General features: G+C 60.3%; 20 protein-coding genes. 10 read left to right on the top strand and 10 right to left on the bottom strand.

Going from position 1 to position 21509, the window contains the following annotated elements:
• Window positions 1-283: 283 nt before the first annotated feature.
• Both ACI5GA_RS11075 and ACI5GA_RS11070 read right to left on the bottom strand, forming a co-directional pair.
• Window positions 284-880: a superoxide dismutase gene (locus ACI5GA_RS11075; protein ID WP_108236952.1), complete on the bottom strand. Its 597-nt coding sequence runs from the start codon at window positions 878-880 to the stop codon at window positions 284-286.
• A gap of 318 nt (window positions 881-1198) precedes the next feature.
• Entirely contained in the window at window positions 1199-1801 is a 603-nt protein-coding gene (locus ACI5GA_RS11070) for a LysE/ArgO family amino acid transporter (protein WP_421422789.1), read from the bottom strand.
• 109 nt (window positions 1802-1910) lie between these two features.
• On the opposite strand from ACI5GA_RS11070, the gene ACI5GA_RS11065 reads away from it, so the two are divergent.
• The 3 genes from ACI5GA_RS11065 (at window position 1911) to ACI5GA_RS11055 (ending at window position 4867) form a co-directional block, all read left to right on the top strand.
• A complete protein-coding gene (locus ACI5GA_RS11065) occupies window positions 1911-2810 on the top strand; it encodes a LysR family transcriptional regulator ArgP (protein WP_421422788.1) in 900 nt (299 codons plus the stop codon).
• A gap of 116 nt (window positions 2811-2926) precedes the next feature.
• Window positions 2927-3925 (top strand): NAD-dependent epimerase/dehydratase family protein, encoded by a 999-nt coding sequence (locus tag ACI5GA_RS11060; RefSeq protein ID WP_404635833.1) that lies wholly within the window; start codon window positions 2927-2929, stop codon window positions 3923-3925.
• Between the two features lie 81 nt (window positions 3926-4006).
• Window positions 4007-4867, top strand: a complete 861-nt coding sequence (locus ACI5GA_RS11055) for an ATPase (RefSeq protein ID WP_421422787.1) — start codon at window positions 4007-4009, stop codon at window positions 4865-4867.
• Window positions 4868-5082: 215 nt separating this feature from the next.
• Here the strand turns inward: ACI5GA_RS11055 and ACI5GA_RS11050 are convergent, their stop codons facing one another.
• The 3 genes from ACI5GA_RS11050 to ACI5GA_RS11040 all read right to left on the bottom strand — a co-directional run bounded on the left by ACI5GA_RS11050 (window position 5083) and on the right by ACI5GA_RS11040 (window position 7715).
• A complete protein-coding gene (locus ACI5GA_RS11050; RefSeq protein WP_421422786.1) occupies window positions 5083-6132 on the bottom strand; it encodes an alkene reductase in 1050 nt (349 codons plus the stop codon).
• 78 nt (window positions 6133-6210) lie between these two features.
• Window positions 6211-7377 carry an MFS transporter gene (locus ACI5GA_RS11045; RefSeq protein ID WP_421422785.1) on the bottom strand — a complete coding sequence of 389 codons (1167 nt, stop codon included), beginning with the start codon at window positions 7375-7377 and terminating at the stop codon, window positions 6211-6213.
• A 35-nt stretch (window positions 7378-7412) separates the two neighbouring features.
• Window positions 7413-7715, bottom strand: coding sequence for an ArsR/SmtB family transcription factor (locus ACI5GA_RS11040; protein ID WP_404635841.1), 303 nt, complete (start codon window positions 7713-7715; stop codon window positions 7413-7415).
• 224 nt (window positions 7716-7939) lie between these two features.
• Between ACI5GA_RS11040 and ACI5GA_RS11035 the strand changes: the two genes are divergently transcribed.
• Window positions 7940-8536, top strand: a complete 597-nt coding sequence (locus tag ACI5GA_RS11035; RefSeq protein ID WP_404635843.1) for an ACP phosphodiesterase — start codon at window positions 7940-7942, stop codon at window positions 8534-8536.
• Here the strand turns inward: ACI5GA_RS11035 and ACI5GA_RS11030 are convergent.
• Both ACI5GA_RS11030 and olsB read right to left on the bottom strand, forming a co-directional pair.
• Window positions 8497-9303 carry a lysophospholipid acyltransferase family protein gene (locus ACI5GA_RS11030; RefSeq protein WP_421422784.1) on the bottom strand — a complete coding sequence of 269 codons (807 nt, stop codon included), beginning with the start codon at window positions 9301-9303 and terminating at the stop codon, window positions 8497-8499. The genes ACI5GA_RS11035 and ACI5GA_RS11030 overlap by 40 nt on opposite strands.
• The gene (gene olsB / locus ACI5GA_RS11025; RefSeq protein WP_404635847.1) at window positions 9303-10058 is read right to left on the bottom strand and encodes an L-ornithine N(alpha)-acyltransferase; all 756 of its coding nucleotides are present in this window, start codon (window positions 10056-10058) and stop codon (window positions 9303-9305) included. The genes ACI5GA_RS11030 and olsB overlap by 1 nt, the downstream gene beginning before the upstream one ends.
• A gap of 374 nt (window positions 10059-10432) precedes the next feature.
• Here olsB and ACI5GA_RS11020 point away from each other — a divergent pair, with 374 nt between their 5' ends.
• The 6 genes from ACI5GA_RS11020 (at window position 10433) to ACI5GA_RS10995 (ending at window position 14715) form a co-directional block, all read left to right on the top strand.
• Window positions 10433-11515 (top strand): serine hydrolase domain-containing protein, encoded by a 1083-nt coding sequence (locus ACI5GA_RS11020; protein WP_421422783.1) that lies wholly within the window; start codon window positions 10433-10435, stop codon window positions 11513-11515.
• The gene (locus ACI5GA_RS11015; protein WP_404635851.1) at window positions 11512-11850 is read left to right on the top strand and encodes an amidase; all 339 of its coding nucleotides are present in this window, start codon (window positions 11512-11514) and stop codon (window positions 11848-11850) included. Before ACI5GA_RS11020 ends, ACI5GA_RS11015 begins: the two co-directional genes overlap by 4 nt.
• A gap of 72 nt (window positions 11851-11922) precedes the next feature.
• Entirely contained in the window at window positions 11923-12504 is a 582-nt protein-coding gene (locus ACI5GA_RS11010) for a YceI family protein (protein WP_404635853.1), read from the top strand.
• 2 nt (window positions 12505-12506) lie between these two features.
• Window positions 12507-13664 (top strand): phospholipase D-like domain-containing protein, encoded by a 1158-nt coding sequence (locus ACI5GA_RS11005; RefSeq protein WP_421422782.1) that lies wholly within the window; start codon window positions 12507-12509, stop codon window positions 13662-13664.
• 133 nt (window positions 13665-13797) lie between these two features.
• A complete protein-coding gene (locus tag ACI5GA_RS11000) occupies window positions 13798-14379 on the top strand; it encodes a DJ-1/PfpI family protein (RefSeq protein ID WP_404635857.1) in 582 nt (193 codons plus the stop codon).
• Between the two features lie 27 nt (window positions 14380-14406).
• The gene (locus ACI5GA_RS10995) at window positions 14407-14715 is read left to right on the top strand and encodes a ribbon-helix-helix domain-containing protein (protein WP_404635859.1); all 309 of its coding nucleotides are present in this window, start codon (window positions 14407-14409) and stop codon (window positions 14713-14715) included.
• A gap of 71 nt (window positions 14716-14786) precedes the next feature.
• On the opposite strand, the gene ACI5GA_RS10990 is transcribed toward ACI5GA_RS10995, so the two are convergent.
• The 3 genes from ACI5GA_RS10990 to ACI5GA_RS10980 all read right to left on the bottom strand — a co-directional run bounded on the left by ACI5GA_RS10990 (window position 14787) and on the right by ACI5GA_RS10980 (window position 21474).
• Window positions 14787-16310: a fumarate hydratase gene (locus ACI5GA_RS10990; RefSeq protein ID WP_404635861.1), complete on the bottom strand. Its 1524-nt coding sequence runs from the start codon at window positions 16308-16310 to the stop codon at window positions 14787-14789.
• A 233-nt stretch (window positions 16311-16543) separates the two neighbouring features.
• Window positions 16544-18994, bottom strand: a complete 2451-nt coding sequence (locus tag ACI5GA_RS10985) for an RHS repeat domain-containing protein (RefSeq protein ID WP_421422781.1) — start codon at window positions 18992-18994, stop codon at window positions 16544-16546.
• A 59-nt stretch (window positions 18995-19053) separates the two neighbouring features.
• Window positions 19054-21474, bottom strand: coding sequence for an RHS repeat-associated core domain-containing protein (locus tag ACI5GA_RS10980; RefSeq protein WP_404635865.1), 2421 nt, complete (start codon window positions 21472-21474; stop codon window positions 19054-19056).
• Between the last annotated feature and the right edge of the window lie 35 nt (window positions 21475-21509).

Here is a 21509-nt window from a genome sequence, read left to right as displayed (position 1 = left end):
ATCCATGCTGATAGCGGGTGACGTAACAAGCATTGGCAATACAGCGCCCGGGGTCAAGGTTTTGAAACACCCTCGACCTGTTTCATTCAGGTAACGATTTCACAGGGGCAATCTTGGCTATCAGTACTGTGTCGGTAAACAGAGGGCGGAACTTGAGCCTCGTTTCGTCGATTCTGACCGAACCTGATATTAGTCCGCTATCGTGGCCTGACAATACATAAAGGACGAATAGAAGGCGAAAAAAAACCCGGACAGGCCGGGCTTTTTTCATTGGGTGCGCAAATCAGGCAGTGAACGCCTTGCCTTCGAACTGCTCAGCGACGAACTTCCAGTTCACCAGGTTCCAGAACGCCTCGACGTATTTTGGACGCAGGTTACGGTAGTCGATGTAGTACGCGTGTTCCCAGACGTCGCAGGTCAGCAGCGGGGTGTCGCCGTTGGTCAGCGGGTTGCCTGCGCCGATGGTGCTGGCCAGCGCCAGGGAGCCGTCAGCTTTCTTCACCAGCCAGCCCCAGCCGGAGCCGAAGGTGCCGATGGAGGTTTTGCTGAACTCTTCCTTGAACTTGTCGAAGGAGCCGAATGCAGCGTTGATGGCGTCAGCCAGTGCACCGGTAGGCTGGCCGCCAGCGTTTGGCGCCAGGCAGTTCCAGTAGAAAGTGTGGTTCCAGACCTGGGCTGCGTTGTTGAAGATACCGCCCGAGGAAGACTTGACGATTTCTTCCAGTGTCTTGCCTTCGAACTCGGTGCCTGGGACCAGGTTGTTCAGGTTCACGACGTAGGTGTTGTGGTGTTTGTCGTGGTGGTATTCCAGCGTTTCCTTGGAGATGTGCGGTGCCAGAGCGTCATGAGCGTAAGGCAGCGGCGGCAATTCGAAAGCCATGGTAATTCTCCTAATCAGGTCAGGTTGCGGTTAGCGCAAGGCCGATCACGGACGGCCAGACAGAATACGCCGGCGAGTTTTTACTCTTTGCGGCGCAGGGGCTGGATCATAGCACCGGCCCCGGCCCATAACCACGCAACAACTGTGTGGGATAGAGGTTCCAGAGGTTTGCAGGGGAAATGATGAAAAGCGGTGGCACGCTGATCTCTGTGGGAGCCGGCTTGCTGGCGAAGGCGGAGTGTCAGGCGGCTCATTCGTCACAGATCCACCGCATTCGCCAGCAAGCCGGCTCTCACAGGGGCGTGTTGGGCGCCATATTTAAGCCGTGCGAATCAACTGCACCGCCACACTGAACATCATCACCGCCACCATCAGATCCAGCAGACGCCAAGTGGCGGGGCGGGCGAGCCAGGGCGCCAGCCAGGCTGCGCCAATCGCCAGCGTCGAGAACCACAACAGCGATGCGCTGGCGGCGCCCGCGACATACGCGCCGGGCTCGGTCTGTTGAGCGCCCAGAGACCCGATCAGCAAAACGGTATCCAGATAAACGTGCGGGTTGAGTAGCGTCACCGCCAGTGCTGTCAGCAGGACCGCGCGACGCGAGCGCTGGCCGTTGACGTCCCCCTCTTGCAGACTTTGCGGGGCCAAAGCACGGCGCAGCGCCTTGGCGCCGTACCAGAGCAGAAACACCACACCGCCCCAGCGCGCCACGGCAAGCAATGTCGGGTTATGCGCCAGCACGTTGGCCAACCCGAACACTCCGGCAGCCACCAGCACCACGTCGCACAGAATGCACAGCACCGCGACGGACAGGTGATGCTCACGACGCAGGCTTTGCGCCAGCACATAGGCGTTTTGCGTGCCGATGGCCATGATCAGGCCGAACGCGACCAACAGTCCGTTGAGGTAGCTTTGCCACATGATGTCTTGCTCCGTGAGTCAGGTGTTGCGATGAAAAGAGTGTGGCGATTGTCGAGGGATCGGCGGTATAAGAAAAACCAATAATGCTGATCGCTCATTAGGAAAATTGATGTTCGATTACAAACTGCTCGCGGCCCTTGCGGCGGTCGTGGAACAAACGGGGTTCGAGCGTGCCGCTCAGGTGTTGGGGCTGTCGCAATCGGCGGTGTCCCAGCGCATCAAACTGCTGGAGGCGCGGGTCGGCCAGCCGGTGCTGGTCAGGGCCACGCCACCGACACCGACGGAAATCGGTCAGCGCCTGCTCAACCACGTGCAGCAGGTTCGGTTGCTGGAGCGTGACCTGCAAAGCGTCGTCCCTGCGCTTGACGAAGGCGGTGCGCCTGAACGATTGCGCATTGCGCTCAACGCCGACAGCCTCGCGACCTGGTGGGCACCGGCGGTAGGGGACTTCTGCGCCGAGCATCACTTACTGACCGATCTGGTGATTGAAGATCAGGATGTCGGCCTCAAGCGCATGCGCGCAGGAGAGGTCGCCGCTTGTCTGTGCGCCAGCGAACGGCCTGTCGCCGGGGCCAGAAGCCTGTCGCTGGGCGCCATGCGCTATCGTGGTTTGGCCAGCCCCGCATTCATCGCTCGGCATTTCCCGAACGGGGTGACGTCTCAGGCGCTGGCGCGCACGCCCGCGTTGGTGTTTGGCCCTGACGACTTTCTGCAACATCGCTACATGGCGTCGTTGGGGGTTGATGGCGGTTTCCAGCACCATTTGTGCCCGTCGTCCGAAGGCTTCATGCGCATGACCGAGGCGGGCATGGCCTGGGGGCTGGTGCCTGAGATGCAGGTTCGCGAGCAATTGGCGGCTGGCAAGCTGGTGGAGTTGTTCGCGGATCAGTGGGTGGATGTGCCTTTGTACTGGCATCATTGGCGCAACGGTGGGCAACTGTTGACGCAGTTGACCGAGCATTTGGCGAAAAAAGCCGGGCAATGGCTGGTGCCGCTGAGCGAGCAGTGAACGTCAACGTGTGATTCACGCAAATCCCTGTAGCAGTCCGGCTTGCCGACGGTAGCGATTTTGATGACGCCGCCGCCGGCAAGCCAGGCTGCTACAGACGTAAAACGGAGCGGTAAATGAAGATTCTGGTCACCGGCGCAAGCGGCTTCATCGGCGGACGCTTTGCGCGTTTTGCGTTGGAGCAGGGGTTGAGCGTCCGGGTCAACGGCCGTCGCCCGCAAGGCGTTGAACATCTGGTTCGACGGGGGGCCGAGTTCATTCAAGGCGATCTGAACGACGCCGAACTTGTGCAGGCGCTGTGCGACGACGTCGAAGCCGTGGTGCATTGCGCCGGTGCGGTCGGCACCTGGGGAAAGCATCAGGATTTCCTGCAAGGCAACGTTCAGGTCACCGAAAACGTCGTTGAGGCCTGCCTCAAGCGGCGAGTGCGACGGCTGGTGCACCTGTCGTCGCCTTCGATCTATTTCGACGGCAAGTCGCACCTCGATATTCGTGAAGAGCAGGTGCCCAAACGTTTCCACAACCACTACGCTGCCACCAAGTACCTGGCGGAGCAGAAGGTGTTCGGTGCCGAAGAGTTCGGTCTGGAAGTGATTGCCTTGCGCCCGCGCTTCGTCACCGGGGCCGGGGACAACAGCATCTTTCCACGGCTGATGCAGATGCAGAGCAAGAAGCGTCTTTCGATCATCGGCAACGGCTTGAACAAAGTCGACTTCACCAGCATTCAGAACCTCAACGAAGCATTGCTCAGCAGCCTGCTGGCGACCGGCTCGGCCCTGGGCAAGGCGTACAACATCAGTAATGGTGCGCCGGTTCCGATCTGGGACGTGGTCAATTACGTGATGCGCAAGATGGAGCTGCCGCCCGTCACGCGCTATCGCTCCTATGGCCTGGGCTACAGCGCCGCTGCGATCAACGAGGCTGCGTGCCTGCTCTGGCCCGGTCGACCTGAACCGACGCTGTCGAGAATCGGAATGCAGGTCATGAGCCGAGATTTCACGCTTGATATCAGCCGCGCCCAGTATTATCTGGATTACCAGCCCAAGGTCAGCGTCTGGACCGCGCTCGACGAGTTCTGCGGCTGGTGGAAAGCGACACACGGTACGGCGCTGTAAAACAGCCGACGATTCGGATGGTCCTAACGTTCGGTGGACAGCCTCCACCCTCAAGATTCAATGGATTTCAAAGGGAAACCCATGCGCAAAGACCCCTATGACGACGTCGATGACATTCCGAGCCTTAGCGCCAAAGACGATGACGACGATTTCATCCCCACCGCCGGTGCCCGTGAGCGTACGACGGTGTATTCGCGGACCACACCGGTCGTGAAAGTCAAAGCGCCAGGATCAGGTGCTTTGTGGGCGCTGATTGGCGCGCTGCTGATCGCGTTCTGCGGCTTGGCCTGGTGGAGCTTTCAGCAGATCTCGTTGATGGAACAGCAGTTGGTGGCCACTCAGGAAAGCTTCGCGCGGATCAGTGAAGAAGCTGCAGGCCGTCTGCAGGACATTTCCGGCAAGTTCAACGCCAGTGAGTCAGAAGCCAATAGCGGCGGCGCAGCGCTGAAAGCTCAGATCAAGCAGTTGCAGGACCAATTGGCCGATCAGAGCAAACAGCAACAAGGCGTGGCTGGATTGCAGGGCGGCCTGGACAAGCGGTTGGAGCAGATTGCCAGTCAGACGGCCCAGCAGCAGGCAATCAATCAGCAGTTGCAAGATCAGCTCAAGACCGTGGCCACTGAACTGGCCGCACTGAAAGCGGCGATGCCGGACGGAAAGTCAGCCAAGGCCGAGCAGGACTCGCTGGACGCGCAAATCAAGAGTTTGTCGGCAGACGTGGCGAACCTGAAGAAGAACAACAACAGCCAGGCGATCGAGCGACTGGAGCAGGACATGATCGTGCTCAAGAGCGAGCAGGACAATCGTCCGGCGCAGGCGGCTTCCTCGGGCGCGAGCACCCAGGAATTCGATGCATTCCGTGGGCAGATGACGCGTAATCTGAACACCTTGCAGAGCCAGATTCAGACGTTGTCGCAGCAGATTAATGCGCGGGGGCAGTGAGCGGGTTTTTTGATGTGGGAGATTCTAGGGTGGCTGGCTAGCCTTTTCGCCAGCAAGGCGGCTCCCGCTTCGATTGCGTCGAATTCAGATTTTTTGTTCGACGCTGAAATTGTGGGATCCGGCTTGCTGGCGAATGCGGGGGTTCAGACAACATCGAGATGCCTGACCTTCCTCGTTCGCCACCAAGGCGGCTCACAGGTTCCGCGTTGTCTGAATTACAACGTCGGATAATCCAGATACCCCACCGGACCCTTGCCGTAGAACGTTTCTGGGTGCGGCTGGTTCAGTGGTGCATCCTTGGCCAGACGCGCAGGCAGGTCAGGGTTGGCGATGAACGGCACGCCGAAGGCGACTGCGTCGGCTTTGCCGCTGGCCAGCCAGGCGTTGGCGCTTTCCTTGGTGAACTTCTCGTTGGCGATGAACACGCCGCCAAAGGCTTGCTTCAGGCGTGGCGCTAGGCTGTCGTCCAGTTCACGTTCGCGAGCGCAGATGAACGCGATGCCGCGTTTGCCCAACTCCGACGCCACGTAGGTGAAGGTTTCGGCCAGGTTGTCGTCGCCCATGTCGTGGGAGTCGGCACGAGGTGCCAGGTGCACACCAACGCGGCCAGCGCCCCAGACTTCTACCGCCGCATCGGTCACTTCCAGCAGCAGACGCGCACGGTTTTCCAGCGAGCCGCCGTAGGCGTCGGTGCGCTGGTTGGTGCTGCTTTGCAGGAACTGATCGAGCAGGTAACCGTTGGCGCCGTGGATTTCCACGCCGTCGAAACCAGCGGCTTTGGCGTTTTCCGCACCGACACGATAGGCGTCGACGATGTCGGCGATTTCAGCGGTTTCCAGTGCCCGTGGCGTTGGGTAATCCGACAGCGGACGCACCAGGCTGACGTGACCTTTTGGCCGGATGGCGCTTGGCGCGACCGGCGCTTCACCGTTCAGGTAGATGGGGTGAGACACACGGCCCACGTGCCACAGTTGCAGCACGATCTTGCCACCTGCCGCATGAACGGCCTTGGTGATGTTGCTCCAGCCGCGCACTTGGTCGTTGGACCAGATGCCGGGAGTATCCGGGTAGCCTACGCCCATTGGTGTCACCGAGGTGGCTTCGCTGATGATCAGGCCCGCCGAGGCGCGCTGTACGTAGTACTCGGCCATCATCGCATTGGGCACGCGCCCTTCGTCCGCGCGGCAGCGGGTCAACGGGGCCATGATGATTCGGTTGGTCAGGTCCAGTTCGCCGACCTTGATCGGGTCAAAAATCGTGGTCATCGGGAATATCCTCAATGCTGTCAGTAAAGGGTGAATCCGCAGTGGTTAACGCATGCGTTCAGCGCTGACTCTTGAGGCTCAGTTCGCTACCGCAGCCAGCTCGGCATCGCCGCGCTGACGGAAAATGATCAGGGTGACCAGCAGGGCCAGTACCGCCAAAGCGCCCGCGGCCAGTGGCACGCTGGTCAGACCGAAGCCGTGGGCGATGACGCTGCCGCCGACCCAGGCCCCCAAGGCGTTGCCGACGTTGAAGGCACCGATGTTCAGGGTCGACACCAGGTTCGGTGCGTCCTTGCCGAAGGTCACGACATTGATCTGCAAGGCCGGGACCGCCGCGAAGCAGGCGACAGCCCAAAGGAACAGCGTCACCTCGGCGGGGATCAGTGCAGCGCTGGTCCAGCTCAGAACCGTCGAGACAACGGCCATGGTGATGAACACGCCGATCAGCGTGGCGGCCAGACGCCGGTCTGCCAGCTTGCCGCCGATGATGTTGCCGACGGTCAATCCAAGGCCGATGAGCATCAGGGTCCAGGTCACACCGCGAGGCGAAACCCCGGTGACGTCGCCCAGCAGTGGCGCCACGTAAGTGAAGAGCGCGAACACCGACGCAGAAAACAGCGCCGTCATGCTCAGGGACAGCCAGATTCCGGCGCCCTTGAGCATCGCCAGCTCGGCGCGCATGTCGAGTTTCTCTTCGTCGTGTTTATTGGGCAGGAAGCGCACCAGACCGATGAAGGCGATCACGCCGATCACGGTCACAGCAAAGAACGTCGAACGCCAGCCCGCCTGTTGACCCAGCGCTGTGCCCAGTGGCACGCCTAGCACGTTGGCCAGGGTCAGACCGGTGAACATCAGGGCGACGGCCGAGGCTCGACGGTTGGCCGGAACCAGACCGGCGGCCACCACCGAGCCGATGCCGAAGAACGCGCCATGGCACAGGGCGGTGATGACGCGGGCGAGCATCAGCACGTTGTAATCGGAGGCCACGGCGCACAGCAGATTACCGATGATGAAGATGCCCATCAGTGTGATCAGCGCAGCCTTGCGCGGCAGGCGGGAGGTGGCCATGGCCATGAACGGCGCGCCGATGGCAACGCCCAGCGCATAGCCGGTCACCAACCACCCGGCGCCAGGAATGCTCACGCCGAGGTCGGCGGCGACGTCGGGCAACAGGCCCATGATGACGAACTCGGTCGTGCCGATGGCGAAGGCGCTCAGGGCCAGAATAAGTAGCGAAAGAGGCACGGTGCGTCTCCTGAATCTGTAGGGGAACGGTCAGCTCAGAGCTGCTTGTTCAGTTCCTGCAAAAACGCCTGAATGACGTCTTCGTTGCGTTTGAAGAAGTGCCACTGCCCGTGCTTTTTGCTGGTGATCAGCCCGGCACGTTGCAGTTGCGACAGATGGGCAGAAACCGTCGATTGCGAAAGTCCGGCGCGTTGGTCGATCTGACCGGCGCAGACGCCGCCTTCGAAACTGTGCGTTTGGTCCGGGAAGCAGGTCGCAGGGTCTTTGAGCCAGTCCAGAATCTGACGGCGAACCGGGTGCGCCAGGGCTTTTATTATTTCGTCGAGGTCGATAGGCATGTCGTTCTCAAGGGTGTGTAGCGGTATATCGCGATAGGGCGAACCATATATCTGTAAATCGCGATATACAAATATGAATGCGTGATAAGGAAGTCGAAAATCGGTATATCGGGTTATAACGATATTCGTACTGCCTTCATTTGCAGTCCATTGAAACGCGATCCTCGTAGCAGCACGGCCGGGCGGCTACAGGGATTGCGCTGCACTCTGATACATTCCTCTCCATGAACTACCTCGCACACCTCCACCTTGGCGGTCAAACGCCTGCGCAATTGCTCGGCAGCCTGTACGGCGATTTCGTCAAAGGGCTGCTGCCGGGGCGTTTTCCTGCGGACATCGAGGACGCCATTCGTCTGCACCGACGCATCGACGCCTTTACTGACTCCCATCCCGTCATCAAACAGGCCATGGCGCGCTTTCCGGCAGAGCGCAGGCGTTACGCGGGGATCGTACTGGACGTGTTTTTCGATCACTGCCTGGCGCGAGACTGGGCGCACTATGCTGACGAACCGCTGGAGATTTTCACCGGCAAGGTCTACCGCGTGCTGGCTGACGAACCGCAATTACCCGAACGTCTGGCGCTGATCGCCCCGCGCATGGCTGCGCAGGACTGGCTGGGTTCGTACGTGGAGTTCGAGGTGGTGGGCAACGCGTTGGCGGGGATTTCCAGACGCCTGTCGCGCCCCGAAGGGTTGGTCGGCGCCATGCAGGAATTGCAGGCGCTTTATCGACCATTGAGTGAGGATTTCAGCGTGTTCTATCCTGAACTTCAGGCATTCGCTCAGGCGGCTTTGGCCGCCGGGCGGGCGCCATCAGGCTGAGCCGTCTCGTTTGGCTGATCCGCTTCGCCAAACAGCGCCACCTGAACCGCCTGCTGGGCTTCGAACGCCAGGGCTGCGCGTTCTTTGTCATGCGGCTGAATCGGGGTCAGCAACTGAATGTGCACCTCGCTCACCTCGTTGGCGAACAGGCGGCGCAAGTGGGAGAGCAGATCGTCATCGCCAATGAACGGCGCGATCTGATCCGGTTTGCCGTCTCGCAGGTACTGGATCGCCACCGGTTGCAGTGGGGTGCTCGTTTCAATCGCGCTCGACAGTAAGCGGCCATGGAAGGTGCGCAGGCTGCGACCGTCGGTGGTGGTGCCTTCGGGGAAGATCACCAGCGAGTGCTTGCTCAGCAAATGCTGCCCCATCTGTTTCTGGATCAATTTGCTGTCGCCCGAACCGCGACGGATGAACAGTGTGCCAGCCTTCAGTGCCAGCCAACCGGCGACAGGCCAGGTGCGCACTTCGGCCTTGGACAGAAACGACAGTGGGGCGAGCATACCCAGCAGCGGGATGTCGGTCCACGAAACATGGTTGGAGACCCACAGCATTGGCTGATCGGGCAGTTTGCCGCTGACCTTCACGCGGAAGGGCAGAGCGGCGGTCAGGCGCGCCATGAACCAACTGGTCCAGCGCTGACGACGAGCCATGGACGCGCCGATGCTCATACGTTCCATCAGGGCGAAGGTGCCCGCGATGGTCAGGCCCAGACCGATGACCCACAACACGCGAATGACGCGCGCATGACTGCGCAGGGCGCCCATCACACGGCTGCCTTGAAGTGGCGGGCGTAGCGCGGGCAGAGTTCGTCGCGCTTGAGCAGGATGAACACGTCGGCGACCTGGAAGTCTTCGTCCCAGCACGGCTCGCCGCAGATCTTCGCGCCCAGACGCATGTAGGCCTTGAGCAGCGGCGGCATTTCGCAGATGACGTTGTTCGGCAGGTCCAGATTGGGCAACGGGTTCTTCGGCTCGGCGCGCAGGTGCTCTGTGCTCAGGTAACGTTCGCGCAGGCGCTGCATGATTGCCTGGGCCTGAATGCCGCCGTCCTGCATCGGAATGCTGGCGCAGCCCATCAGGTAGCTGTAGCCGCCTTCGTTGAGGACTTCAGCCAGTTCGCTCCACAGCACTGCGATGGTGCCGCCGTTGCGGTAGGCCGGGTCGACGCAGGTGCGGCCCAGTTCCAGGATTGGGCCTTGCAGATGGCCGAGGCCATGCAGGCTGAATTCTTCTTCGCTGTAGAACCGGCCCAACGTGTTGGCGGCCTTGTGGTCCAGCAGGCGAGTGGTGGCGACCAGGCGACCGCTGTTCAGGTCACGTACGCCGATGTGCATGCAATGGATGTCGTAATCGTCGATGTCCAGGCCCAGCTCGGCGCCTTTGAGTTTTGCGTTGAATTCGCCACTGAACACGCTGAAGCGCAAAGCCTGTGCTTCCTGCAGGGCTTGGGTGCCGATCAGGCGTTCAGCCTGCAGACGGCGGTCGGAGCTGGAGTCTCGAATACTGGCGATCTGAGTCATGTGGCGTCTCCGTGGGCCAGCCCTGGTCCAGGCCGGTCGACTGATTATTCGAAGCATTGCTGTACGAATGCAGGCTAGGGAGGGCCGATGTCATGACCATTAAGCTTTGGTGATGGTTGCGTGACAGGGCGGACGGAGGGTGTGCGCCTACGTTCATGAACCGACGTAGATCATCTTGTGGGAGCGAATTCATTCTGGGCGGCTTCCGACGATGGCGTCGGCACACGCGACATTGATTTCGCCTGACACGCCGCATTGCGAATGACTTCGCTCCCACAAGGTGAACAGCGTTTGTCGAAGAAGATGTGTTGGCCTCCACGCGTTGTCATCATCCCCTGCTAGGGTTCTGGGCAACCTGCGTTCGAGACCCCTTCATGAGCCGTCTGTTGTTCGTTTTCTTGCTGTTCGCCAATGTGGCGTTTGCCGAGAGCTGGCCTGACCCCGAGTGGCCCGTTCACCCTCTTGCACAGAGCGCTGCCCTAAAGGATCTGGAAACCTACGCCTTCCCACCTCGCGACGAACAGGAGCGCAAAGGCATCCGCACCGACGCGCTGTTGATCATCCGCAACGGTGAAGTGGTCTACGAACGCTACGCAGGCGTGACGACCGCCCAGACGCCGCACCTCACCTGGTCCATCAGCAAAAGCATTCTGGCGACCGTGCTCGGCGTGGCCTTCGGCGAGGGGCATTTCAAGCTCGATGATCCAGTGGCGAAGTTCTATTCGCCGTTCAGCGCCCACCCCGATATTCGCCTTCAAGACCTGCTGCACTGGGCCTCGGGCCTGGACTGGCAGGAAGACTACGAATACGCACCGCTCAATTCCTCGGTGGTCGCGATGCTCTACACCCGTGGGCGCGGCGACATGGCGCGCTACACCGCTGAGCACAAGGTAACCAGCGCTCCCGGCACCTCGTATCGCTATTCCAGCGGCGACAGCACGGTGTTGGCCGCCGCGTTGAAAGGCATGGTGGGCGACACGGCCTATGCCGATTACCCGTGGACGGCCTTGTTCGACCCGCTGGGCATCACAAGTGCGGTATGGGAGACGGATGCCACCGGCACGTTCGTGGGTTCGTCCTACGCCTACATGACCGCTCGCGACCTGGCGCGCATTGGCCTGCTGATGCAACGCGGTGGCGTCTGGCAAGGTCGCCAGTTGTTGCCCAAAGCGTGGATCGATTTCAACGTCACGCCGTTCGCATTCCCGAATGCCACGGGTGAAGCCCCCGGTGGCCAGTGGTGGCTGAACCTTAAAGCAGGCAGTCAGCCCGGACCTTGGCCAGACGCGCCGCCCGATACGTTTGCCGGGCTTGGGCATTGGGGCCAGGCGCTGTACGTGGTTCCGAGCAAGGGATTGGTCATCGTGCGCTACGCCGATGACCGGGACGGCACCTACGACCACAATCAGTTGTTGAAGCGAGCGTTGCATGCCGTGCTCGGGGAGGGTGCCCAATGAACGCGGGTAAAGGCTTCATTCGACGTCGCCCATTCAGCAGCCTCGCGATCCTGCTGCTGTTTTTCCTGTGCGCCGTGCTCTGGGTCTGGCGAGTGCCATTGCAGGTGTTCCCAAGCATCATCAGCGCCTACACCGCCAAGGAATATTGTTCCTGCCGTTATGTGATGAACAACCCGGTGGACTATTGTCAGCGGTACGTGAAGCAGTGGCTGCCCAGCACGTTGTCGGAAAGTGCCAGCGACAAGCGCATCACTGCCACCGGCATGGGCCGGGAGAGCACAGCGCAATGGCAAGGTGCGCGTCAGGGCTGCCAATTGTTGCCCCCGGTGCCGTAACGGCGAACATCCCCATTTGCCTGCGGTCTGACAGCCGGATAAGGTTTGTCCCATCGCGCATCTGGAGTTCCCATGCCCTTACGTTCTCGCCTGCTGCTGGCCTCGCTTGCCGCCTTGGCGTTGCCTGCTCAGGCGAACTGGTATCTGGATAACGAGTCGTCGCGGCTCTCGTTCATCTCTACCAAGAACGCTGACATTTCCGAGGTGCATCGCTTCCTCAATCTGCACGGCAAGGTCGACCCGAAAGGCGTGGCGGAGCTGGAAGTGGAAATGGACTCGGTGGCCACCGGCATCCCTTTGCGCGACGAGCGCTTGCGCAGGCAGTTGTTCGACGTCAAGCAATTCCCCGAAGCGAAAATCACCGCACAACTGGACATGCGTCCTATCAACGCGCTGGCCCCCGGCGCGCAATTGGAACTGCGCCTGCCGCTGAAGGTGCAAATGCATGGGCAGTCGCAAAGCTACAGCGCTGAACTGTTGGCCACGCGGCTGGATGACCGCCGCTTTCAAGTGGTGACGCTGGAGCCGCTGGTGCTGCACGTCGAGGATTTCGGTTTGCTGCCGGGCCTCGACAGTCTGCGCAAAGTGGCTGATCTGTCGGCCATCGGCTTTTCGGTGCCCGTCGGTGCCGTGTTGATCTTCACGGCGCGCTGACCATGAGAGGCGCGATCTTTCCGTGGCGTGACGACAACCAGTTCAACCTGATGATCGACGGGCCTGCGTTCTTCCCACGCATGCTCGCGGCCATCGATGCCGCGCAGCAGCAGGTGGAACTGGAGTTGTATCTGGTAGAGGCGGGGGCGTGCGCCGAGGCGGTCGTGCAAGCGCTGGTCAATGCCGCTCGGCGTGGCGTCATCGTGCGTTGCCTGTTCGATGATTTCGGGTCGCTGGCCTTCACCTTGAGTTTGCGCACACGCCTGACCGACGCCGGGGTGATTCTGCGTTTCTACAATCGCGTGCATTGGCGTCGCGGCATCCGTAATTTCTACCGAGATCATCGCAAGCTCCTCTTGGTCGACAAGGAACTGGCGGTGGTGGGCGGTACCGGGGTGACAGACGAGTTCTGGCGCCCCGATCATGACATCAGCGAGTGGCACGAAGTGATGGTGGAGATTCGTGGCCCCTTGGTACTCGACTGGCAAGCCCTCTTCGACCGCCAGTTCCACGCCAACCCCCGACGTCGCGCCTGGCGTCCGGCGGAAAATTTCGGCCTGCCGCGCTTGCCGAAAGCCCCGGTCAGTGGCCAGGGTCTTGGGCGCGTGGCTTATGCCGATTCGCGCCAGCATCGAGACATTCTGCAATCACTGATTCGCGCGCTGAGCACCAGCAAAAAACGCATCTGGCTGGCGACTCCCTATTTCTTGCCCACCTGGAAAGTCCGCCGCGCATTGCGTCGCGCTGCGGCCCGAGGCGTCGACGTGCGCCTGCTGCTCACCGGCCCGCGCACCGACCATCCCTCGGTGCGCTACGCCGGGCATCGCTACTACCCCCGCTTGCTCAAGGCCGGGGTGAAAATCTTCGAATACCAACCGTGCTTCCTGCATTTGAAAATGGTGTTGGTGGACGACTGGGTCAGTATCGGCTCGTGCAACTTCGATCATTGGAATTTGCGCTTCAACCTTGAGGCGAATCTGGAGGCGATTGACCCGGGATTGACTCAAGCGGTGGCTGAGAGCTTTGAGCGCGATTTTCTGGTCAGCCACCAGGTCAGTCTGGAGGCGTGGCAGGCTCGTCCGCTGTGGAGTCGCGTCAAGCAGCGGGTGTGGGGTTGGGTGGATCGGTTGGTGGTCAATGCGTTGGATCGGCGGGGGTAAACGTCGCGCAGCTCCTTGTCCTGCTACAGATGCCAACGTGCATTTCTCTGTGTAGTACTACGCTGTTACCTGCGGGGGAAATATCCCACCGATACTTTCGGCTAAAGGACTCTCTCACTGGAGGACATCGCACATGGCAGCCAAGAAAATCCTCATGCTGGTCGGCGATTACGTCGAAGACTACGAAGTGATGGTGCCGTTTCAGGCGCTACAGATGGTCGGCCACACCGTTCATGCCGTTTGCCCCGGCAAGAAGAAAGGCGAGGTCATTCGCACAGCCATTCACGACTTCGAAGGCGATCAGACCTACAGCGAAAAGCGCGGCCATAACTTCGGGCTGAATTTCGATTTCGACAGCGTCAAATCCGCCGACTACGACGCGCTGCTGGTGCCCGGCGGCCGTTCGCCTGAGTACCTGCGGCTCAATGCCCGCGTGTTGGAACTGGTGCGCGAGTTTGGTCGCGACAACAAGCCCATTGCTGCTGTTTGCCATGGCCCACAATTGTTGGCTGAAACCGGGGTGCTCAAGGGCAAGTCGTTGAGTGCCTACCCCGCATGCGCGCCCGAGGTCAGGCTGGCGGGGGGCGAATACGTCGAGATCGGCATGGAAGAGGCGCACACAGACGGCAATCTGGTGACCGGCCCGGCGTGGCCTGCCCACCCGGCGTGGTTAGCGGCGTTTTTGAAGCTGCTGGGCACTCAGATCATTCTTTGACAGAAGGCAATCTCACAGGGGAAAACCATGTGCGAACTCTACGTAAAGGCCGACCCGATTCTCTATGAATCCCGCTCTCGTTCGTTGCGCATCTGCGGCGTGGTGACGACATTGCGGCTGGAAAACCAGTTCTGGGACATCCTCGCGGAAATCGCCCGCCACGACGGCATGACGACCAATCAATTGATTACCAAACTGTACGAAGAGGTGATGGGATTCAATGGCGAAGTGGTTAATTTCGCCTCGTTTCTGCGGGTGAGTTGTACGCGGTATTTGAGTCAGAAACGACCCTCTGTGGCGCCCGAGCCCAGCCTTTTGCGAGCGGTGGGCAAGTAAGGCCAGGGGCGAAGCGCACATGAAAAAGCCCGGCACTGAGGCCGGGCTTTTCGTTGCTGCCAGAGCAGCGCTTACTGCACTTCCACCGCCAGACTCTCACTGATCTTCTTCTGCCAGATGGCAGGACCTGTGATGTGTACCGACTCGCCTTTGCTATCGACCGCGACAGTGACCGGCATGTCTTTGACTTCGAACTCGTAGATCGCTTCCATGCCCAGTTCAGGGAATGCCAGCACTTGCGATTTCTTGATCGCCTGAGCGACGAGGTACGCTGCGCCACCCACGGCCATCAGGTAGACAGCTTTGTTGTCCTTGATCGCATCGATGGCGGTCGGGCCGCGCTCGGATTTGCCGATCATGCCCAGCAGGCCGGTTTGTTCCAGGATCTGGCGAGTGAACTTGTCCATACGGGTAGCGGTGGTCGGACCGGCTGGGCCTACCACTTCGTCACCGACCGGATCGACCGGGCCGACGTAATAGATGAAGCGTCCTTTCAGGTCCACCGGCAGGGTTTCGCCCTTGTTCAGCATCTCGACCATGCGTTTGTGCGCAGCGTCGCGACCGGTGAGCATCTTGCCGTTGAGCAGGACGGTTTCACCCGGCTTCCAGCTCTGCACTTCTTCTGGTGTCAGGGTGTCGAGGTTGACGCGGCGAGCCGAAGGACCAGCTTCCCAGACGATTTCCGGGTAGGCGTCCAGCGGTGGCGCTTCCAGCGAAGCGGGGCCGGAACCGTCGAGCACGAAGTGGGCGTGACGGGTGGCGGCGCAGTTCGGGATCATGCAGACCGGCAGCGAGGCGGCGTGGGTCGGGTAGTCCATGATCTTGACGTCGAGCACGGTGGTCAGACCGCCCAGGCCCTGAGCGCCGATGCCCAGTTGGTTGACCTTCTCGAACAGCTCCAGACGCATTTCTTCCAGACGGTTCGACGGGCCGCGCGCTTTGAGCTCGTGGATGTCGATGGACTCCATCAGGACTTCCTTGGCCATGACCGCAGCCTTCTCGGCGGTGCCGCCGATGCCGATGCCGAGCATGCCAGGCGGGCACCAGCCAGCGCCCATGGTGGGAACGGTTTTCAGCACCCAGTCAACGATCGAGTCGGACGGGTTGAGCATCGCCATCTTCGATTTGTTTTCCGAACCGCCGCCTTTGGCTGCCACGTCCACTTCAACGGTGTTACCCGGAACGATGGAGTAGTGAATGACCGCCGGGGTGTTGTCCTTGGTGTTCTTGCGAGCGCCTGCCGGGTCGGCGAGGATCGAGGCACGCAGGACGTTTTCCGGCAGGTTGTAAGCGCGACGCACGCCTTCGTTGATCATGTCGTCCAGACTCATGGTGGCGCCATCCCAGCGCACGTCCATGCCCACGCGTACGAATACGGTGACGATACCGGTGTCCTGGCAGATCGGACGGTGGCCGGTGGCGCACATGCGCGAGTTGATGAGGATCTGAGCCATGGAGTCGCGCGCGGCGGGCGATTCTTCGCGCAAGTAGGCCTCGTGCATGGCCTGGATGAAGTCGACGGGGTGGTAATAGGAGATGAACTGCAGCGCGTCGGCGACGCTCTGAATCAGGTCATCCTGCTTGATCACGGTCATGGGCGTTCTCCTCTGTCAGGCGGGAACATTATATGGGCGGTTGGCGCACGATGCGCTTGGCATCTGCGCGAACGGCCTCTGGCTCTGCTACCGCTCAGGCGCAGCGGCAGGAAAAAGGCGCGGCAGTATACCGCGTGGAGACCGGCGCGACACCCTGCCGCAGGGTAAACGTTGGTCTTAAAGGGCACGGTGTCGGTGTCTCCGCTTAGCCGGGATGCCGGGAGTCCAGCGGTTTACTGAGGGTAATAGAATTTGTAGGTCGCCAGTTCGTAGTTCCTTCCCATGTCATAGGGCAACTGTCTGCTTATCTTGAATTGTTTCCAGAACGACACTCGCTGTAGCGGAAAATTGGTTTCGATGACTTTACCGACGGCTCCATATCCGAATCGGGTCATCAAATGGGGCGCGTGGAGGTGGATCACTTTATCGAAGCCAATCACAGGTCTGCGTACGACATCGGCAACCTGTTGCGCGGCGCCGCTTCTTCCACCTTCACAAGCCAGCAACACAAGGGGTCGATCTGATGCATAGCCTGCCAGCCGGGGGGCAATTTCCTGTCGGGCAATATTGGCCGCGTCTTCGAAGACCCCGTTTGCATTCATCAGATGACCGTTTTTCAGCCCGTGGGTCTCAAAAGCCCTGAGCTCCCCCGGCCCCCAAGGCTTGGGAACGTCGCCCCACAGGTTGTGGTGGAATGCGACGTCGGGTCTTGGTGAACCGAACAGAACATCGGCATGACCCATTTTTCGGATAGGCGCGCTTGGTGAGCCTGACTTGGTGTATCGGCCCATATTCAAGGCTGAGCGGCTGGTTTTGAATCCGATTGTCAGCGCTCCAGCGGCGGCCAATCCGGTGCCGAGCGAAACCCAGCCCAGCACGTCGGAGGCGTTGGAGTCTGCGCCCGCCAACTCCATGCCCATTGCCGCAATGCCCGTGGCTGTCGAGGTAATGTCCAGAGCGACGGCACCGATGGTTATCGCTGCACTGGGCGTGAGCGCCGACCATCCCGCAGCGGCGATTCCTCCAATGACGGCCGACGCCGTGCCGAAACTCGCGATAGCAGTCGCTATGCCGATCGCTAGCCCAATACCGGCCAACGCATAGCTCACCCAGCTATGACCGTCCGGATCGATGCGATTGACCGGATCACCCGCGCAATAGGCATAAGGATTAAGCCCTCCTTTGCCGAACGGACTCAGGCTGTCCGGGCTGAGAAAGCACATCAACACTGGGTCATACGGGCGGTAGTCGCCCAGAATCTGCCAGCCAGTCAGTGGCTCGTGGCGTTGCCCGGCAAACCCGAAGGGCACATGCTCGGTGCTTACTGGCTCGGCGCCATGGGCGCTGTAGCGACGGGTGCGGATGTCGCTGTCAGCTTCCAGTTTGATACTGCCCTGTGCGTCGGCGCCCAGCAGAATCGTTTGATGGACACCTCCGGCGATTTTGTTGATGGCAAACATGCCCTGAGCACCTGAGCAAAACTTCATGCTGTTTTCGCCGGTCCGTTCATGGGTCAGCTCTTCACCACTGAAAAAACTGCGGCTCAGGGTGCCATCCAGCGTGCGGTCTGCCAGACGGCCATGGGCGGTGTAGCCGTATTGGCAGGTTCGGTCATCAAGATGCACTTCAGTCAGACGGTCTTGCGCATTCCAGACCATGCGACGTCCTAGGCTATCGCTCACTACACGGCCACAGGCGTCGTAGGTCAGTGTCACTTCCTGGGGCCAGGACGGGTGGGTGTGAGTGATCTTGACCACCTGAACGGGGTTGCCCTTCGCGTAAGTGAACAGCGCCTCGTCGGTACTTTCGTCTGTGAAGGTAGTCACCACTTTCTCGTGGCCGTTGAGGGCGTTGAATGAAAATTCCTGTCGCACGATGCGGTTGCCGAATGGATCCTCCGGCGCTGCGAGGGCATTGGCGACGTAGGTCACCAGACGACCCCGCGTGTCGTATTCGAAAGCCTCTTCGGCGAGCTGATCATCTTCAGTCCAGATGCGAGAAATGATCTGATCCAGCGCGGAGTAGGCGAGGGTCTGGGTGAACGTGTTGATGACCGGCTGCTCAGGGTCGCCAATAGCTGTGGTCGAGAAGGTTCGCGTCGACTCACGCCCCAAAGCGTCGTAGGTCATTGCCGTGGTCAGTGTACGTGAGTTGTCCGGATCCTTGATGATGATGCTCACTGGACGCGACAACCCGTCGTAGATGTAGCGGGTTGTCAGGTTGCCGACCTGAGTTTGTTGCACGCGCCCCTGAGCGTCGAAATGGCGTCGATGGTTCTCGCCGTTGGCATCCCTGAAGCCTTGCAGCAAACCGTTTATCGAGTACAGCCACAGGGTGTTGTACGGCGTGCCGTCAACGGTCCAGGTGTCCTGTTGGGGCTGGCCTGCCATCGTGAAGTCGAATGCCTCTGTGCCCAGCGCGCCACTGGCTGAGGCGGGCATGCCCAACGGGTGGTATGACAGTTGTTGCGCGGCTTCGTCCTGCGGTTTGACGCTGAGCAATTTGTTGCTCAGCGCCGGTTCGTAGGTAAAGTCCACGCGCTTGCCATTGGCCAGGACGTTGGCCGTGGGCGGGAGTTGCCCTTGAGTGTATTCAAACTGGGTGATGTAGCCTGCGGCCTCTACCGACAGCTGTCGACCCAGGCCGTCGAAGGTCTGCCGACCAATGATCAGGGGTGTGTTCATGATTTTCCAATCCTTGGAAGTTGAGTCCAGATGGTTCGTTGCACGCCGTCGGAAGCATGTCACGCTGCCGAGGCTGCTGCTGGTGGATAAAAGATCTTCGAAGCGGCCTCCCGGTAGGTTGTCTTCCAGGCTTTCACGGGGTTGCGGGTTGCCAATAGACGCTCGAAGTAAGGGTTGGCTTCTTTGGCAATGGTGTTTTTGTTGGCAGGCTGAGCCAAGTTGACGAACTTAATGTAGGCCTTATGAGTGAATGCCTGTACCGGCCGGTTCAGCTCCCTGGCGATTTCCAAAGCCGCACCATTCTTCGCCCCCCAACATGACACCAACACAATGGTGGCATCCGCGTCAGGGAGGTTTGCAAGCCGTGGGGAGATAACCGTTCTGGCAAATTCGGCTGCGGACATGGGTTTGCCGTCCGGGCCCATCAGGATCGGGCGCAGGGGATCGCCATGAGTGACGAACGCAGCACGTTTGGTGCGGTGATAGTTAGGAATGAAACCCACGTCAACACTGTTTGACGCAGCCTCGTAAATGACTTCGTAATCCGCTTGTTTTCTGGGAGTTGATTTGAAACCATGCGTGCCCGCGCGTCGGAAACCCAATTTCAAGCCCAGTCCTGCCCCCGCCAGGCCGGTCACCAGCGAAATGGCCCCGAGAATCGATGATGCTTTTCCATCGTTGCCTGAGGCTTCGAGGAGTGTGCTTGCAGCTCCGGTGGCTAGCGCAACGATATCCAGTGTCGTGGCGACCAGTGCGGTGATATTTGAAGTCGTGAGTAAACTCGTCCCGGTGCTGAACAAAACTCCAAAGGCAGGTAATGCCTGCAAGCCAGGTATCAATCCGATAAAACCCAGGACGATGCCAGTGACTGCCAAGGCGTAGCTCACCCAACTATGGCCGTCCGGGTCGACGCGATTGACCGGGTCCCCGTCGCACCACGCGTAAGGGTTGATTCCCCCCTGACCGAACGGGCTATCGGTGTCAGGGGCCAGAAAACACATGAGCACGGGGTCATAAGGCCGGTAACCGCCTGGAATGTACCAGCCTGATACCGGCTCGCACTGCTCGCCGGTATAGCCGAACGGCTCGTTGTCTGCAGTGGCTACGTCTGCCCCATGCGCACTGTAACGGCGGGCTCGCACCGTGTTGCCTGCCTCCATGCGCACGCTGCCCTGGGCATCGGTGCCCAGCAGAATGGTCTGTCGAACGCCGTCCGTCACTTTGTTCACGGCGAACAGGGCATCCATGTCACCTATTAACTGAATACTGTCTTCGTCGGTCTGTTTGTGGGTCAGTTGGTCTGCGCTGAAGAAGTCTCGGGTAAGGATACCGTTCACTTCGCGGTCGGTGAGCTGGCCACTGGGGTCGTAGCGGTAGGTGCACGTGCCTGTAGGCGTTTGCACTTCGGTCAGTCGACCTTGGGTGTTCCAGCTTAAATTTCGCCCCAGGCTGTCGCTGACGACCCGGCCGCAGGCATCGTAGGTCAGCGTGACTTGCGAAGGCCACGAAGGGTGAGTGTGGGTAATCTCGACGACGCGGGTGGGGTCGTTTTTGGCATAGCTGAAGACAGCCTCGTCGTGCGTTCCATCGATGAAGGTGCTGACGACCTTTTTATAGCCATTGAACGCGTTGAAGGTGAACACCTGCTCGACGATCCGGTTGCCGTAAGGATCTTCTGCCGCCGCCCAGGCATTGGCCGTGCAGCGCACCAAGCGATTGCGCACGTCGTATTCGAATGTTTCCTCGCCTTGCGCCTCTCCATCGGTCCAGGTGCGAGAAGTGATCTGGTCGAGCCCTGAGTAGCTCAGTGTCTGGGTCAATGTGCGAGTGGTGGCCTCGGGTGCCTCGCCCGCTTCGGCATCCGTTGTCTGCACGACCGTAAAGGTGCGGGTGTGTTCTCGCCCCAGCGCGTCGTAGGTCAGCGACGTGGTGAGGGCCTGCTGGCTTTGCGGGTCGATGACGCTCACGGTGAGTGGGCGAGACAGGGCGTCATAGGTGTAGGTCGTCTCGACGTCTGCCACGCGGGTCTTTTCCACGCGTCCGACTGCATCCAGATGGCGCTCATGAACCACGCCTTGCGCGTCATTGAAGCCTTGCAGCAAGCCGCTGAGCGAATGCCGCCAACGGGTGGTATGAGTCTTGCCGTCCACTGTCCAGTTATCGTTGTCCGGTTGACCAGCGGCTGTGAATTCGAAGGCTTGGGTGCCCAATTCCGCTTCGATGAAGGAGGGCTGGCCAAGCATGGGATGGCGACTGATCAGGGTCGTCGTTTCGCCCTCCGCAGCTATGCTGAGCAATTGATTATTCAACGCCTTTTCGTAGGTGAACGTGATCTTCTTGCCATCGGCAAGGGTGTTGGCTGCTGGAGGAAGCTGGCCGTCGATGTAGTCAAACCGGGTAGTGTTCCCGCCCACTTCGACGCTGAGTTGACGGCCCAGGCCGTCGAAGGTCTGCCGACCGATAATCGTTGGTGTGCTCATGTTTCCGATCCTTGGAAATGATGTAAGTCGTGGGA

The organism is Pseudomonas sp. Pseu.R1 (assembly GCF_045764065.1).
Lineage (GTDB): Bacteria > Pseudomonadota > Gammaproteobacteria > Pseudomonadales > Pseudomonadaceae > Aquipseudomonas.
This window is presented reverse-complemented; position numbering and strand designations above follow the sequence as displayed.